Origin of the sequence: Cytobacillus gottheilii (assembly GCF_900166665.1) — a bacterium.
GTDB classification, from domain to species: Bacteria; Bacillota; Bacilli; order Bacillales; family Cytobacillaceae; genus Cytobacillus; species Cytobacillus gottheilii_A.
Map to the genome: position 1 here is coordinate 3,828,786 of NZ_LT800494.1, position 15,254 is coordinate 3,844,039.

General features: G+C 38.8%; 16 protein-coding genes. 3 read left to right on the forward strand and 13 right to left on the reverse strand.

Translation table 11 applies throughout. The features are described from left to right. Window positions 1-49: 49 nt before the first annotated feature. The gene (locus tag B7E07_RS18905; protein WP_080848377.1) at window positions 50-1,132 is read left to right on the forward strand and encodes a GIY-YIG nuclease family protein; all 1,083 of its coding nucleotides are present in this window, start codon (window positions 50-52) and stop codon (window positions 1,130-1,132) included. 317 nt (window positions 1,133-1,449) lie between these two features. Here B7E07_RS18905 and B7E07_RS18910 read toward each other — a convergent pair whose 3' ends face one another. The 12 genes from B7E07_RS18910 to nirB form a co-directional block, all read right to left on the reverse strand. Further along, window positions 1,450-2,328 carry a YitT family protein gene (locus B7E07_RS18910; protein WP_080848378.1) on the reverse strand — a complete coding sequence of 293 codons (879 nt, stop codon included), beginning with the start codon at window positions 2,326-2,328 and terminating at the stop codon, window positions 1,450-1,452. A gap of 189 nt (window positions 2,329-2,517) precedes the next feature. Continuing rightward, the gene (locus tag B7E07_RS18915) at window positions 2,518-3,285 is read right to left on the reverse strand and encodes a VanZ family protein (protein WP_080848379.1); all 768 of its coding nucleotides are present in this window, start codon (window positions 3,283-3,285) and stop codon (window positions 2,518-2,520) included. Continuing rightward, window positions 3,246-3,608 (reverse strand): PadR family transcriptional regulator, encoded by a 363-nt coding sequence (locus B7E07_RS18920; RefSeq protein WP_080848380.1) that lies wholly within the window; start codon window positions 3,606-3,608, stop codon window positions 3,246-3,248. The genes B7E07_RS18915 and B7E07_RS18920 overlap by 40 nt, the downstream gene beginning before the upstream one ends. A gap of 194 nt (window positions 3,609-3,802) precedes the next feature. After that, a complete protein-coding gene (locus B7E07_RS18925) occupies window positions 3,803-4,279 on the reverse strand; it encodes a DUF2975 domain-containing protein (protein ID WP_080848381.1) in 477 nt (158 codons plus the stop codon). A 287-nt stretch (window positions 4,280-4,566) separates the two neighbouring features. Next, complete coding sequence (locus B7E07_RS18935; protein ID WP_080848383.1) at window positions 4,567-5,439, reverse strand: AraC family transcriptional regulator; 873 nt, start codon at window positions 5,437-5,439, stop codon at window positions 4,567-4,569. An 80-nt stretch (window positions 5,440-5,519) separates the two neighbouring features. Next, window positions 5,520-6,014 carry a DUF6985 domain-containing protein gene (locus B7E07_RS18940; RefSeq protein ID WP_080848384.1) on the reverse strand — a complete coding sequence of 165 codons (495 nt, stop codon included), beginning with the start codon at window positions 6,012-6,014 and terminating at the stop codon, window positions 5,520-5,522. A 20-nt stretch (window positions 6,015-6,034) separates the two neighbouring features. Then, entirely contained in the window at window positions 6,035-6,484 is a 450-nt protein-coding gene (locus tag B7E07_RS18945) for a DUF2262 domain-containing protein (protein WP_080848385.1), read from the reverse strand. A 72-nt stretch (window positions 6,485-6,556) separates the two neighbouring features. Then, window positions 6,557-7,189, reverse strand: a complete 633-nt coding sequence (locus B7E07_RS18950) for an NAD(P)-binding protein (protein WP_080848386.1) — start codon at window positions 7,187-7,189, stop codon at window positions 6,557-6,559. Further along, window positions 7,189-7,917 (reverse strand): sirohydrochlorin chelatase, encoded by a 729-nt coding sequence (locus B7E07_RS18955; RefSeq protein ID WP_080848387.1) that lies wholly within the window; start codon window positions 7,915-7,917, stop codon window positions 7,189-7,191. The genes B7E07_RS18950 and B7E07_RS18955 overlap by 1 nt, the downstream gene beginning before the upstream one ends. Further along, entirely contained in the window at window positions 7,914-9,365 is a 1,452-nt protein-coding gene (gene cobA / locus B7E07_RS18960) for a uroporphyrinogen-III C-methyltransferase (RefSeq protein WP_080848388.1), read from the reverse strand. The genes B7E07_RS18955 and cobA overlap by 4 nt, the downstream gene beginning before the upstream one ends. 15 nt (window positions 9,366-9,380) lie before the next feature. After that, window positions 9,381-9,692, reverse strand: coding sequence for a nitrite reductase small subunit NirD (gene nirD, locus B7E07_RS18965; RefSeq protein ID WP_080848389.1), 312 nt, complete (start codon window positions 9,690-9,692; stop codon window positions 9,381-9,383). Between the two features lie 14 nt (window positions 9,693-9,706). Beyond that, entirely contained in the window at window positions 9,707-12,121 is a 2,415-nt protein-coding gene (nirB, locus tag B7E07_RS18970; RefSeq protein ID WP_080848390.1) for a nitrite reductase large subunit NirB, read from the reverse strand. 243 nt (window positions 12,122-12,364) lie between these two features. Here nirB and B7E07_RS18975 point away from each other — a divergent pair, with 243 nt between their 5' ends. Both B7E07_RS18975 and B7E07_RS18980 read left to right on the forward strand, forming a co-directional pair. After that, window positions 12,365-13,384 carry an exonuclease domain-containing protein gene (locus B7E07_RS18975; RefSeq protein WP_257391499.1) on the forward strand — a complete coding sequence of 340 codons (1,020 nt, stop codon included), beginning with the start codon at window positions 12,365-12,367 and terminating at the stop codon, window positions 13,382-13,384. 232 nt (window positions 13,385-13,616) lie between these two features. After that, window positions 13,617-14,633, forward strand: coding sequence for a DUF3231 family protein (locus tag B7E07_RS18980; protein ID WP_080848392.1), 1,017 nt, complete (start codon window positions 13,617-13,619; stop codon window positions 14,631-14,633). A 59-nt stretch (window positions 14,634-14,692) separates the two neighbouring features. On the opposite strand, the gene B7E07_RS18985 is transcribed toward B7E07_RS18980, so the two are convergent. Continuing rightward, on the reverse strand, window positions 14,693-14,890 hold the full coding sequence (locus B7E07_RS18985) for a hypothetical protein (protein ID WP_080848393.1): 198 nt from the start codon (window positions 14,888-14,890) through the stop codon (window positions 14,693-14,695). Between the last annotated feature and the right edge of the window lie 364 nt (window positions 14,891-15,254).

Here is a 15,254-nt window from a genome sequence, read left to right on the forward strand (position 1 = left end):
ATATCCTAATGTACAATGATATAAAGTACTGAGAGTGGAGTGATTAACGATGAATATCAAGGATAAGGCAAAACAGCTTCCCTCTTCTCCAGGTGTATATTTAATGAAAGATTCATCGAATTATATTATTTATGTGGGAAAATCGAAAAGCTTAAAAAGCAGAGTGCAATCTTATATGAATCACTCTAAGAATCATACAAAAAAGGTTGAGAGATTAGTTGATCACTTAACAGACTTTGACTATATTTTAACGGATACTGAATTTGAGGCTTTCATACTTGAGTGTGAATTAATTAAAGAACTTAAGCCGACCTATAACAGAAAGATGAAAACACCAAAATCTTACTCTTATCTAAAAATTCAACGGGATACACACTCCCCGTCTATTAAGCTGACAAATACAAAAAACAATGATGATGGCTCCCTTTACTTTGGACCTTATACCGGCCAAAGAACTATAGAAAATGCATTAAACGGGATGAAGCTATTTTATAAAATTGATTGTAATCATCCAATGAATCATCGTACACCCTGCTTTAACTACACAATTGGCAAGTGTATGGGAATATGTTTTAAAAGCTCAGCAATGGAGGAATATCGGAGAATTCTAGATAAAATCATAGATTTACTCCACGGAACAGATACGAAGATCCTTCAGGAGATGGAAGAAAAAATGATTGAAGCGGCAGCAGACTTTCATTTTGAAATGGCTGCCGAGATTAAAACATGGCTGAAATCTGCTGAAATTTTATATAAAAAAGGACAGGTTCTTCAATTCACAAATGAAAACAATTATATCCTCGTGATGGAATACTTAGAAGAAAACAAGATGAAACTGTTTTTAATCAGAAGAAATAAAGTGCTGTACAAACAGATATATGACTTAAGAGAAGAACATCTTAAACAATTGATCCTGACCCATCTTCACCCTCATTTGAAAACAGAATCACTGCCAGCTGTGGAAATAAATCAGGATGAGCTGGATGAAGCGCAGATTATCTATAGTTATTTGAATAGCAATGCCTGTGAATATGTCATTGTGCCTGAGCAATCGCTGTATGGCAGAGTGGAAAACGGTGTTGAGCAAGCTGTTCATAATTTGTTGTATTCCAAGACAACGGAAGTGAACTAGTTTATTTTATTGCAGTAGTACGTGATTTCCACTCCATAGTACTTGCTTTCCGGCGGGGCTCGTGCTGGGCCTCCCAGAAACGCATTTAAGAAATAAAGCTTCCGTGTGATACGATGCCAATTCTTTTGCAATACTTATTAACCAAGAAGATTTCTATAGAAAAATTCTCTAGACTCTCAGATGGAAGTCCTTGTCTTCCTGAAATCGGTATATGAATGGGACACACGCCTCACAACAAAGGACTACCTTCAAAAAAAGACCAAACCCCAATAAGGTCTAGTCTCATTCTATGTATGGAAATAATAATCTGCCAGCCATTAATGAATATCACGTTTCTTAAAGTTACCACCTTTTACTTCGGCCACATCGTATACAGCTACGAAGGAATTCGGGTCGATTTCATAGATGATTTCTTTCATTTTGCTATCTTCTAAGCGGTTGACGATACACGTAATTTCTTTGAATTTTTCATTTGTATAACCGCCCAGCACTTCATTATAAGTTGCACTGCGACCTAAGCGATCTCGAATCGTTTCAACCATGATTTCTGGTTTGCTGGTAATAATTTTGTACGTTTTAGAACCGCTTAAACCTTCCTCAACGGCGTGAATAACTTTCGAAGCAATATAATAAGCAATCGCAGACATAAAAGCACCTTGAAGGCCAAAGACGAATGAAACAACGATAAAAACAAACATATTTAAAAATAAAATAAGATCACTTGTACCAAACGGCAATTTCCTGGACAGCAAAACTGCCAGCATATCGATGCCATCCAAGGCACCGCCATTTCTTAAAGCCAATCCCATTCCAAACCCAATCACAATACCGCCGATTACCGTTACCAGCAGTGTATCTCCATCAATAATAGGAGATATATGGTGCATCAGAAATGTCCCAAATGCCAAAGATGCAATTCCAAGGACAGAATAGATTGCAAAACTTTTCCCAATTTGTTTATAGCCGAGGAATACAAACGGAAGATTTAAGATGGCAATTAAAACACCTAAAGGTATCCCCAAAAGCTGTGATCCCACAATACTAAGACCCGTTACACCACCATCTGATACAAAGTTTGGAATCAAAATGGCTTCCAGCCCATACGCCGTAATAAAGCCCCCGATTACAACCGCTAATCCTCTTAATATTTTTTTCAACATATTGCTTTTTTTCTCTGGAGTCATTTTTTTGCTCATTGGATTTTCCCTTTCTCATTCACATTTCTCTTTTTACTTTACACATTTTCAAGTAGTATTGCTAGCTGTTTTGATTGTGGGAATGTACAAGGAGAACACAATGTATCCTTAACTGTTAGTAAGATTTTACGTGAAATTTATCTTGCTTCAGTAATACTTGCTTATAACCATGTGTCCTTTTCAATCAATCTAATACAGTATTTTCCGTGATTCCCTTCCTTTTTGCGTAATGACGATCCCTCTAATCAATTTATAGGCAAAGAAGCCAAATATTGCTCCGAGTGTATTTAGGATTACATCATCAATATCAAATTGCCCTAGTTGCAGAGCAATTTGTAAGACTTCAATTGTAAAGCTGATAATAGCTGCTGCAGCTAAAATTTTTGTGAATCTATTATATCTTCTAAATAATATAGGAAGAAAGACGCCCAATGGCAAGAAGATTAGAATATTTCCTATTGTGTTATTGATGATTATATCCATATTAAAATGATCAGACCCTGTTATATATGTAAGTGTATTTTTAAATGGAATAATGTTTGAATTCCACTTCAAATACTCAAGATATCCGTCTGAATGTATTGGATCAAAGACATATCTGTTAAATGTATCACCATTAATGAAATAGTCTGTAAGCACAAAACTAATTCGTTGCATAAGCAAAATAAATAAAATAGCAAAGGAATACAGGAGAAATACAACCCACACACATCTCATAAATATCTTATGAAATGGAAAGATGGAAGCTTGCAGCCCATTTGTTAGCTGCTTTTCTTCCCCAAAGCTTTCAATCGCTTTTTGTACCGCTACTGGATTTGAATAACCTTGATCGATGTACTCTTGTTGTAATAAGTTGAGATGATCGCTCATCTCATCCTTGATTTCACGTTTCTCTTCTTCATCACAATTTAGTTGTTTTACAATTTTATCAATATAGGCTTCGATTTTTTTGTCCAAGTCATCCCCTCCGAACATCTTTTAATTAAATTGTTTATTTGGTTCCATTGCTCTAATTTTTTTCTCAAAACGGTCTTGCCATCATTGGTGATTCGATAGTATTTTCGTCTTCCGCCAATCTCTGAACTTCCCCAATATGATTCCAGCCAGCCTTTAATTTCTAAACGTTTTAATGCTGGATACAATGTTCCCTCACTCATGTTATAAAGCTCATCACTGTTTTCCTTTAATGTTTTCACCATTTCATAGCCGTACATATCCTTTTGATTCATGAGAGATAAAAGTAAAATATCAATACTTCCTTTCATGATCTCTTTATCCATTTATTAACCTCCATCTTGACTTCCTTATTTACATCGTATCACTAGGGTACATCGCATTACAAGGTTAATATGGATTTTTTATCCATACTTCACAAAAAAGAGAGTACCACACGTTAGTGAATACTCTCTGCACCCACCAGATATATATCCTAGTGGTAGTTTCTGAACAAAATGCTTTTTTAGCGATGCACATCTCAAATGATCAATTCATTTTGCAATTTCAAATTCAGTACCTTGTTTATCAGTTCTTGCAGAACACCTGAAAAAAGAAGAATCACCAGTGTTAAAAAGAGGATTGCCAGACCCATTAATGCCACACCAGGATGGAGTGCATTTTGAGTTACAAGTAAGAGCATTCCTATGACATAGATCATGCTAATTGTACCTGCACAGTGTTTAATTATGCCTAATGAATGTACAGCTGATTTTGAAAAAGCCTGTTTGTTAGCTAAATGGTTCAACAGTTTTAATGCCTGATATAGCGCAAAGAAAAATGGTATAGCTGTAACGTACAAACCAATCAAAACCGGATACTGCAAATAGGACAACTCAGGATTCCCAGCTGCAGCTTGCTGTGCAAGTGATGGTAAAGCAAAGATACATAAACAAAGGACTACAATTCCAATGATGTAAACGGCTCCCTTTAACAAAAAGATCTTTCCTTGTTTCATAACACACCCCACCTATTTCCTTTTTACTCATTTTATATAAAATTTTATTGTTTTTCAATAAATATTTATTTAATATCGTGATTCACTTCTTCTATCCATTGAGATAAGTATGAGGATTATTTCAGTTTTGATGTTTTGAATGGTTCCAATAAAAAAAGCAGGACCTGAAAGCGGCTCCTGCTTTTGTTTTTCTAATTTAGGTGGATTTTCCCTTAAGCAATCATTTCCAAGCTGACGGATAGGATTCATTCATTTTTTATTTTCCTCACCATAACTTGTTCTCCGAATCAGACACTGCCTCTCTTCTTTACCGCAATCCAAATCTCGCTATAAACATTGCTTCGATTAGACAAGTCACCTGTAAAAGAAATCTCAGGTGCTTCCACTAATTCGTAATCTGAAGACGGAAGCCATTCTGCCGCTATTTTCCCCCAGGTTTCTTGCATAGCTTTTGGGAACTCACCTGCTGATGAAAATATAGCCCAAGTTAGTTTTGGCACTTCAATTACTTCTAACTCATCAAAATCCGATTGACTGTCTGTTAGAACACCAATCATATGATCAAGGCTTCCCTTTTCCTCCATGCGCTCAGCATCAAAATGATAGGACGCATTTACGACTTGATGCGGCTCAAGGTTTGACAAGCTCCGCATTTGTTCTCTTTGCTGAGGTGTAATGCTTTGAGCTAATTTTATGATTTCCTGATTTTCTCCATGGAATTGAATCGAAACTCTCTTTTTCACACCAGCAATCTTAAAAGCTTCTTTTTGCTGTATTCGGTAATCCATATTGTTTCCTCCCTGAATCGTTAGTTGGAAGGAGAGCTTAGGAAATGCTTTAAGCATGTGTGTCTTCTTAACTTCTGAGGGATTGATTCCCGACCATTCCCTGAATGCACGTGAAAATCCATCCACAGATTCATATCCGTATTTGAAGGCAGTTTCTGTGACACTATTACCTTCATGCTGCAGATCAAAACTAGCGTTAGACAGCTTGCGATTACGCACATACTCCCCTAATGACATGCCGGATAAAAATGAAAACATTCTTCGAAAATGATAAATGGAGGTTCCTGTTATTTTTTCCACTACGGTGTAATCAATCTCATCATTCAAATTGGATTCAATATATTCTAATGCCTCATTCATTCTTTTCAGCATATCTTCTCCCCCTTCCTATTTTCATTATAAAAACGATTAAAGTCGGATACCCGATGGATCAGAAACGTTTTTTGTCGGATTTATTCTTTATTTTTAATATGTTTGATTACATATGCATAGTTATAATCTTCCTCATAGTGTTCTGGGTTACCCCATGCCCATTCCCCATTGTAAGCTCCTAAGTAGATTAATTCCCCATTGCGGATAATCATTTCAATTCCATGCTCCGGTTCCCAGTCACAGCCTCCTCCTAGGTGGATCACGGGGATGCTTTCATCTTCTGGTTCATCAATCTGGAGAGTGCCAAATTCAATGTACTTCAGGATCTCTCTGATCGCATTAACCTTTGGCGGTTCCTGCCCAACCATTTCACAGAAATCATCAGCATAAGCAATCGCCGCTCTGCAGACATCATTTAAAAGGTTATCATGTACAGAGTTTAAGGAATCAGCACAAAGGCAGGCATATTCAATGCTTACGTCCTCTGCAATCATGACCTCTAACTGCTGTTCTAACCATTTGCAAAACATATTTCCGTACATACCGTGTTCGTCTTTAATCAGATTCTCAATCATATTTATCATCTCCATTCTCATTAAATATCTGCCTTCAAAAATACACCTTTTTTATTAAAATAAGCATGAATGCGATGACCTCCAAATAATTCACCATCTCCATATTCGCAATAAATACCGTTCCTATTAATCTCGATATCTAGCAGAGTGATGGCTTCAGCAAACTCCTCTATTGTAGTATCATACACACCTGCATCCACAGCATCCCAATCCAGATTTTCATCGTTTTCATCATATTCAAACCAGTGCTCGTTTTTTAAGTCAATGAGCTCTTGTGCGATTTTTTGCTTTGCTTTTTGGTTAAAAGCTTCTAAATTAGTAAACAGTTTTTCTGCTATTTTTATATTTCCTCCTATGTCAGCTTCTGTTGAGATGGACCAATGGATGGTGCTCAAATGATGTTCATAGCACTTAAATCCTTCGCTGTATGTAAACATACCGATTGCTGGGATTTCTAGCTTCCTCTCCACGTTATCACTCCTTCTTTTTATTTTATTGTATGTGAAGGATTTATTTCCATTATTCAGGAAAAGAAAAAGAGTCTAATCACATTGTTTAGACTCTTTGAAATAGCTCTCATATAATTTTTGAAATGCAGTTTCCCTATCGGTTTCAAGCAAAAAATCATCACTGATAATATGCTCCAGCAAGCGGCTTTTCCATTCTGGGTCTCGAACATTTTCTAGAATAAATCGCCTTGCCTGTTGCAGAAACTCGAGATAGTTTTCATATCTTTTGTCATACGTTTGGGATAGCTGTTTTTTTATCTTTTTTGCGAGCTTGGGACTTGCTCCATCTGTCGAGACTGTTAATGTCAATTTTCCGCGTCTTACCAATGCAGGGATTTGGAAGTCAGATGAATGAGGATCGTCTATCATTAACACAAGCTGATTGTCAGATGCAGCCTGTTTCACCTCTTGATTCACCAATGGATTGTCTGTAGCGGCAATGATTATGAAAAAACCTGCTGCATCATCGTTTTCGAAGCATTTTTCTTTCCAGATGCATTTTTCCTCGGAGACTATTTTACTCAAACCAGCTGTCACTCGGGGGCTGATGATTGTCACCGCTGCACCTGCTTCTAAGAGTCCTGCTGCTTTTCGTTCGGCAATACCCCCGCCGCCGATGATGGCTGCACTCTTGCCTTTTAAGTTCATCATCATGGGATACAGCATCAGTTCTCAAATTCCCCTTTCATTCTTTTTACAACCAGTTCTGCAAGCTTTGAGTGAAACCCAAGCGGCTCACAGTGAATGACATCGGCAGAAACGCCTTCTGCCATTTCTTTCATTCTTTTTGTAAAAATACCGGTAAAAAGCAGATGCGGAATTGTGTATATCGTTTCATACCCTGACTCCACAACATTCTGCAGTTCTTCCTGGTAGTCCGGACTGCTTTCTTTTAGAAAACAGGGAAAAACATGCAGGCTATTTAATTCTGCTTTCAATAGATTACTAAGCTCTGATAGTTGGCTTTCGCTTTCCTTTATCCTGCTTCCATGTCCGACCAGCAGTAACGCTTTTTTGCTGTTATCTTCACTAAAATGCTTTTCCTGCACACGCTCTGCCAAAATTTTGGCAGCTAGCGGATCAGCTCCCAGTTCTCTTCCATACCGAATTAACACATATGGATAGCGTTCCTTCATTTTTGCAATCTCTTCCGGAATATCCTCTTTACCGTGAATACCAGCTAAAAGTAAAACAGGCATGACCAGTATCTCTGAAGCACCTTTTTCTACACATGCTGCAACTGCTTCTGAAATGGTAGGTGACGCATTTTCAAGAAATCCGACCTCCTGTATGTCTGCATTAATATGCGGTTTAACTTCCTGAATAAAGGCATGGAATTCTTCATTGCTGCTGGAGTTACGGCTGCCATGCCCGATATATAACACTGCTTTCATCGTGTCAGCTCCTTGCCCTGAGAAATCATCATGTGCAGCAGCTCATCAGCTGTCGGCTTTTCGGAAATTGTAATATGTTCATTCGTGAATTCCGAAGTAGCATTGCTGCTCTTTTTTCCCATACAGTATAGCATTTTCCCTTTTAAAAAGGAGACTGGATCAATGTTCATTTTCTTCGCCGCTGTCATCATTGTTGTAAATGCCGTGCTGCTCGGGATAATGACACTCTCTATCGCTGCGTCCTCAAACAGGCGGTTATATATTGGGAAATAGCTTTCGTCTATGATCATTTCATGTGTATAAAAGTAATGGGCATTTTCATATACCTGTTCTATGTTTTTCTCGCCAATGACTAACAGTTGATTTTGATTTATATCGTCCGGCATATTTGATGCCATAATACCGAATTGTACAAGCTTTGCGATCGACTTGCTTGAGGCGCCATACACATTCCTTGGGATAGAGCGAATGTCCAGTTTTTCCTCTTTTAAAAGGGCAAAGAAATCATCCACACTTTCTGGAGATGTAAATAAGATGTCATTGTACTCGCTGAGATTTGGCAGTTCCGCTTTTTCCTTTTTTGCTTTCATTTTCGGAAATTCGATTACATCGGCACCAAGTTCACGCAGCTTATTAGCGATTCCGCTTTCTGTCACTCCAGATCGGGCAAGCAGAATCTGTCTTCCGTGCATCGGTTTCTTTTCAAACCAATTTAATTTTTCTCTTAGTTTCACAATCTCACCAACTAGTGTTATCGCTGGATTTAAGAATTGCTGTTCTTTTGCAAGTTCTGCAATGGTTGCAAGAGTGCCTTCTAGCGTTTTTTGTCTTCCGTACGTGCCCCACTGAATTAAAATGACTGGTGTTTCAGATGGTTTTCCGTTTCCTATTAAGTTTTCGCAAATGAACGGAAGGTTTTTAATCCCCATATAAAAGGCAATCGTATCAATACCTTGAGCAAGCCCATTCCAATTGATGCTTGGTTTGCCGTCAGGTGATTTGTCATGAGCAGTCACCACAGCAAATGATCCTGCATACGCCCGGTGTGTAACAGGGATGCCGGCATAAGCAGCAGCTGCTATGCCGGAAGTGATTCCAGGTACAATTTCATATTCTATTTCATTGAGAGCAAGCTCTTCTGCTTCCTCACCTACCCGGCCAAAAACAGAAGGATCTCCTCCTTTTAAGCGAACAACTGTTTTTCCTTCCAATGCTTTTTCAACCAGCAAACGATTGATGGTTTCTTGTCTTAAAATATGGCGATCCGGCAGCTTGCCGCTATAAATAAATTCGCAATTTTCCTTGGCTTGCATTAATAATTGCGGGTTCAGCAATCGATCATAGAGAATGACATCAGCCTTGGTGATCGCTTCCATCCCTTTTACTGTAATGAGTTTCAGATCCCCCGGTCCTGCTCCGACTAAAAATACCTTCCCTTTGTTCATCATGCTTCACCCTTTCCGTTAATCCAGCAAAATATAAATCTTATTACCCTCGACTTCCACTTCATACTTTTTTACGCTTCCGGTATCTGGATTTTGCACGAATCCGTCCAGCAGCGAGATTTTCCAATCATAGAGCGGACAGAAAACATAATGCCCGCTCACAAGCCCCTCCGATAAAATCCCGCCTTTTGGATGGGGGCTCCTATTTTCTATTGCATGCACGTCACCATTTGAAAGTTTGAATAATGCGATATTGAAATCGCCAACCGCTACGGGCTGCCCCATCTGTTCGTATAGTTTGGAATATGGATAAACTTCAATTTTTCTCATTTGGTCATCCCCCCTTAAACTAGCTCTACTTCTTTAGTAGAGTAGTATTTTTCATTTACTTTTTGATCTTCTATCGCTTGCTTCCACGGCTCATTGTAGCGCTGTAATGTTTGGTCAAGACGATCATTCAGCTGTTCTCGTATATTTTTATCAGCCAAGTGAGCTTTTACATGATCTAAGCCAAGTCTTTCAAGCCATGTTGAAGTCCGTTCCAGATAGTTTGCTGTTTCACGGTAATACTGCAGAAATGCGCCGGAGTATTCCATTACCTCTGCTTCAGTTGTGACAGTCCACGCCAGATCGCCTGCACGCAGATCTGTACCGCCGTTTCCACCGACATAGATCTCCCAGCCGCCGTCAATTCCTACATATCCTAAGTCTTTAATGCCTGATTCTGCACAGTTTCTCGGGCAGGCAGATACGCCCATTTTCACTTTATGAGGTGTATCAAGGCGTTCAAATTTCTTCTCAAGCTCCATCCCGAGCGACATGGAATCCTGCGTGCCAAAGCGGCAGAACTGAGAGCCGACACACGTTTTAACTGTTCTTAATGTTTTTCCGTACGCATATCCAGATGGCATATCAAGCTCCTGCCATACTGCGGTCAGGTCCTCACGTTTTACACCAAACAGGCCAATTCTCTGTCCTCCTGTTAACTTCACAAGCGGCACATTGTATTTTTCAGCGATTTGGGCGATTTTCATTAAATCTTTTGCATTCGTTACGCCGCCATACATCCGTGGTACAACAGAGTAAGTGCCATCCTTTTGAATATTTGCATGCATTTTTTCATTTACAAGTCGTGAATCGCGGTCATCTTGATAAGCATCCATATGAACCATGCCAAGGAAGTAATTGATTGCCGGTCGACACTTACTGCAGCCTTGCTCCTGCTTCCATTCGAGTACGTTCATCACTTCTTTTACAGTCGATAACCCTTTAGTGCGGATTTCTTCTACTACATCATCACGGCTGAGGTCTGTACAGCCGCAAAGCGAATCTTTTGCAAGAGAGGCATCAAAACTGTCGCCAAGTGTATGCATTAGAATGTCATTCACAAGCGGTTTACAGCGTCCGCAGGATCTGCCGGCATTTGTGCAGCCGGAAACTTGGTTAAGCGTTGTTAAACCTTGAGTTTGAATCGCTTCAACGATGGTTCCTTTTGTCACACCATTACAGCCGCAAATCACTTCCTCAGCTGGGATCGAACCGATTTCCTCGGCTCCAGCTTCACCTGCTTGCTGTAAAAGAGAGATGTCTGTAAGGTCGGTAATTTCTTCTTTGGCCATCATCATCCGGAATAGCTTGCTGCTGTCCTTTGTATTTCCGTAAAGAACAATTCCTTTAATCCTGTTGTCACGGACAAGAATTTTCTTGTAAATGCCATCAAATTCATTGTGGACTTTGATCGCTTTTACAGATGGGTCATCCATTATTTCTCCAGCAGAATATAAGTCCACACCAGAGACCTTTAATTGTGTTGCTGTAATTGAACCTTCATAAGTACTTTCGCGTTTGCCAACGATTGTTTCTGCAAGCACTTTTGCTTGCTCATATAATGGAGCTACAAGACCGTATGTGACTTCCCGGTGCTCCGCACACTCGCCGACTGCATAAATATCAGGAATGCTTGTTTCAATATAATCGTTGACGACAATTCCGCGATTCACTTCCAGGCCGCATGCTGCTGCAAGCTCAATATTCGGTTTTATTCCAACAGCCATAACGACTAAATCAGCAGCTGTTTCGCTTCCATCTGTGAAACGAATGCCAGTTACCCGCTCTTCCCCGAGAATTTCTTCTGTCTGTTTTTCCATTAGGAAGTTCATACCCTGGCTTTCAAGTTCTCTCTGCAGCATTTGTGATGCTGTTGGATCAAGCTGTCTTTCCATTAGGTGCGGCATTAAGTGAACCACATCAACCGTCATGCCAAGATCAATTAGACCGCGTGCTGCTTCAAGTCCAAGCAGACCTCCTCCAATGACAACCGCTTTTTTATAAGACTTTGCCGTCTTGATCATTACTTCACAATCATGTATATCACGAAAACCAGTGACGCCCTGTTTGTCAGCACCATTTACTGGCAGAATAAACGGACTGGAGCCTGTCGCTATAATTAACTTGTCATATGCAGTGATGCGCCCATTGCTGCTCTCCACTGTTTTGCTGTCAGGATTGATTTTCACAATACTTTCGTTTGTAAATAGTTGAATATGATTCTCTTTATACCAATCCCAATCATTCATAATAATCTCTTCCACTGTTGTATCACCCTGCAGTACATGTGATAATTGAATGCGGTTATAGTTAGGATATGGTTCCTTTCCAAAAATCGTCATTTCAAATTCTTCTTTATTTAACTTAAGAATTTCTTCGATTGCTCTTACGCCCGCCATGCCGTTCCCGATCATTACTAACTGCTTTTTCATTTCATGACCTCCTAAGTTTGCTCAACATTTCACATATACAGTTGATAGGTTTCTTCTTTAGGTATATTGTTTATAGGTTTATTATACAAGATAAATAGATTTTATTGTGTGAAGAACTTCACAATATTTTATCTTTTTGGTTTTTGATTCACATTTTTGACACAGTCACAGTGACGCTACGAATTTTCTTGTTTCACAGGTAAAACCCTCCACTTGGATTTTCCCTACTTTTTCTATTAAACTATGAATAAACAATCTCTGTATGAAGGGAGAAAAACGATGGATTTTATTGCGATTGACTTTGAAATTGCCAATAACCGTCTGGACAGTGCCTGTTCAATCGGAATGGCATTTGTTGAAAACAACTCGATTATAGATGAAAAATATTATCTTATTCAGCCTCCAACATTGTTCATGGATCCTGGGATGGTGCGGGTGCATGGAATTACAGAAGATGATGTTAGAAATGCACCAACATTTGATGAAGTGTGGAAGGAGCTCCAGCAATATTTTCAAGGAGAGCATCTCATAATTGCTCATAATGCTCAGTTTGATATGAGTGTGCTGAAAAACTGCTTGCTCACATACAAACTGGATATTCCTGAATTCACTTATGCATGCAGTATTCCCATCAGCACATGTGCACTTGGCCGTGAAAGAGTCAGCGGCTCCCTTAAAGATCGAGCTGAACGCTTTGGCGTCCAATTAGATCAGCATCATCATGCTTTATCAGATGCAATTACATGTGCACAGCTTGTTATCAACTGTGTAAAAGCAAAAAGACGAAAATCACTGGAAACATTTTTAAGCACCTATCGTTCTGTCTCATTAAAGTCTTTTTCAGAATTAAAGCACCAAACTACTTTCGGTAAAAAAACGGCGGCACCAGCAAAGAAACGATTTGCCAGTGCTCCAGCGATTTCATCTATTACAACAAGCAAAACAGAGTTTGATGAACAGCATCCTCTTTACGGAAAACATATTGTATTTACAGGTGAATTAGCTGGGATGGATCGTGCGGAAGCCATGCAGCAGGTTGTGGATCATGGCGGATTGCTTAAAAGCGGCGTAACGAAACAAACCAGTTATCTTGTTGTCGGCACACAGGATAAAGCATTGGTTGGCAGTGCTGGCGTGAGCTCGAAGGAAAAAAAGGCGGCTGCACTCCAAGCAGAAGGTCTTCCGATTAAAATAATCAATGAAGATCACTTCCGAAAACTGATAGCTGGGCGGATGAGTTTGAGTTTTAAGCAGTCACAGTGACGCCTCGAATTTTCTTGTTTCACAGAATAAATCCCCCGTCGCTAAAGATCATAAAATAAGTACTCATAGAGAAAGAAAGCCGACATTAAATATCGGCTTTTCTTTCTCTTTGTACTATTCACCTTCCTCCTGTTTCATCAATAGCTTTTAATTGTATAAATCCAATATTATTACAAATAATATTAAACATACATAAAAGGTATAACTTTTAATCAGTCATATTGGGGGGGTAATGTTGGAAAACAGTAGCCATAACGTCGAGCTTACTTCATCAGAAATTGCAAATCTTTGGACGCAATACATGAATGATTCATCCTCTATCTGCATTCTTACTCATTCAATTGAACAAGCAAAAGATGAAGAGGTTAAAGATATTCTTATCTTTGCCCGCAGCCTGGCTGAGACTCATATAGAAAAGATCAGCGAATTTTTTCACCATGAACATTTCCCAATTCCAAAAGGCTTTACGATTGAAGAAGATGTGAATACCAATGCACCGGCTTTATTTACCGATACATTCATGCTCGTTTATATGCATGTTATGACTTTACTTGGATTAACTGGGTATGCTGGTGCAGTTGCTACTTCTTCACGACTGGATCAAATTAAATATTTTACGCAATGCAATATGGAAACCATGGAATTATACGAACGAATCGCAAAGGTTATGCTAAAAAAAGGAATCTACAGCAAACCGCCAAGAATCAATGCGCCTAAACAAGTTGATTATGTTGAACATGATCGATTTTTAACCGGCTGGTTTGGAAAAAAACGTGCTCTTAGTGCAGTTGAAATAAGCGGAATCAGCTTTAATATGGTGAAAATTATTGTGAAGGTTGTTTTGGAAATTGGATTTGGACAGGTTGCACAAAGAGAAGAGGTTCAAAAGTATTTTCAAAGAGGAAAAGCACTTTGTGAAAAACAATTTGGCCGACTTAGCTCTGTATTGACTAAAGGTGAATTGGCATCTCCTGCTTCCTGGGTTTCAGAAGTGACAAGTTCAACCACACCTCCCTTCTCAGATAAACTGATGTTAAATCATATTGTCATTTTGGTTGCGGCGGCAATTGGCTATTATGGCGCAGGTATGTCTGTTTCACAAAGAAGAGATTTAGCTTATGAATATACGCGTCTAATGGCGGAGGTTGGCTTATATGTAGAAGATGGCGCTGGCCTCTTGATCAAGTATGGCTGGCTGGAGCAGCCTCCATTGGCGGATAACAGGGAAAGTTTAGCAAATAAAAAATAAGCAAAATAGCAGGTCATAGTGACGACCCGAATTTACCGAAACTGCAAAAAAAAAGCCGATTACAGCGTAATCGGCTTTTCAAATTTAGGATAATGCTTTATTTTATTTGTCTTTGTCTTAGTAGTTGTGGATGGTTCCATTAGTGATCCGTAGTAAACAACATAACGGGATTCTTCGTTTGGCTCTGGAATGCTTTCCTTGATTTGCTCATAGTTAAACTTCCCATAATCTGATAACATTTTAAATAATGTTTTCATTTTATAGCCTCCTTTTGTTCGTAACCCTATTCTAAAGGAGAAAACCGAAATCCTCAAAGCTGATTTTCACTCATGTAAGCGTTAATCATCCTTTATAATAACTCTTTTTATTCCAAATTCTTTTATTTCCTCAAAAATACTCTGTTTCATTAATTTTATATAACTGTATTATGTTCAGTTATTCACAATAAAAGTTTGATTTATCTGTTGAAACGTTTTCTTTTCAACACTTTTTTTAAGTTGTGAGGTTATTTAACAATTGAAGAAAAAACTGTTATATAAAATTTCTAAACAAAACTAGTACAGTTAATAATTCTGTTCTGAATAAAAAGTTTGGAACAATTTCAAGATGTAATATTCTTAA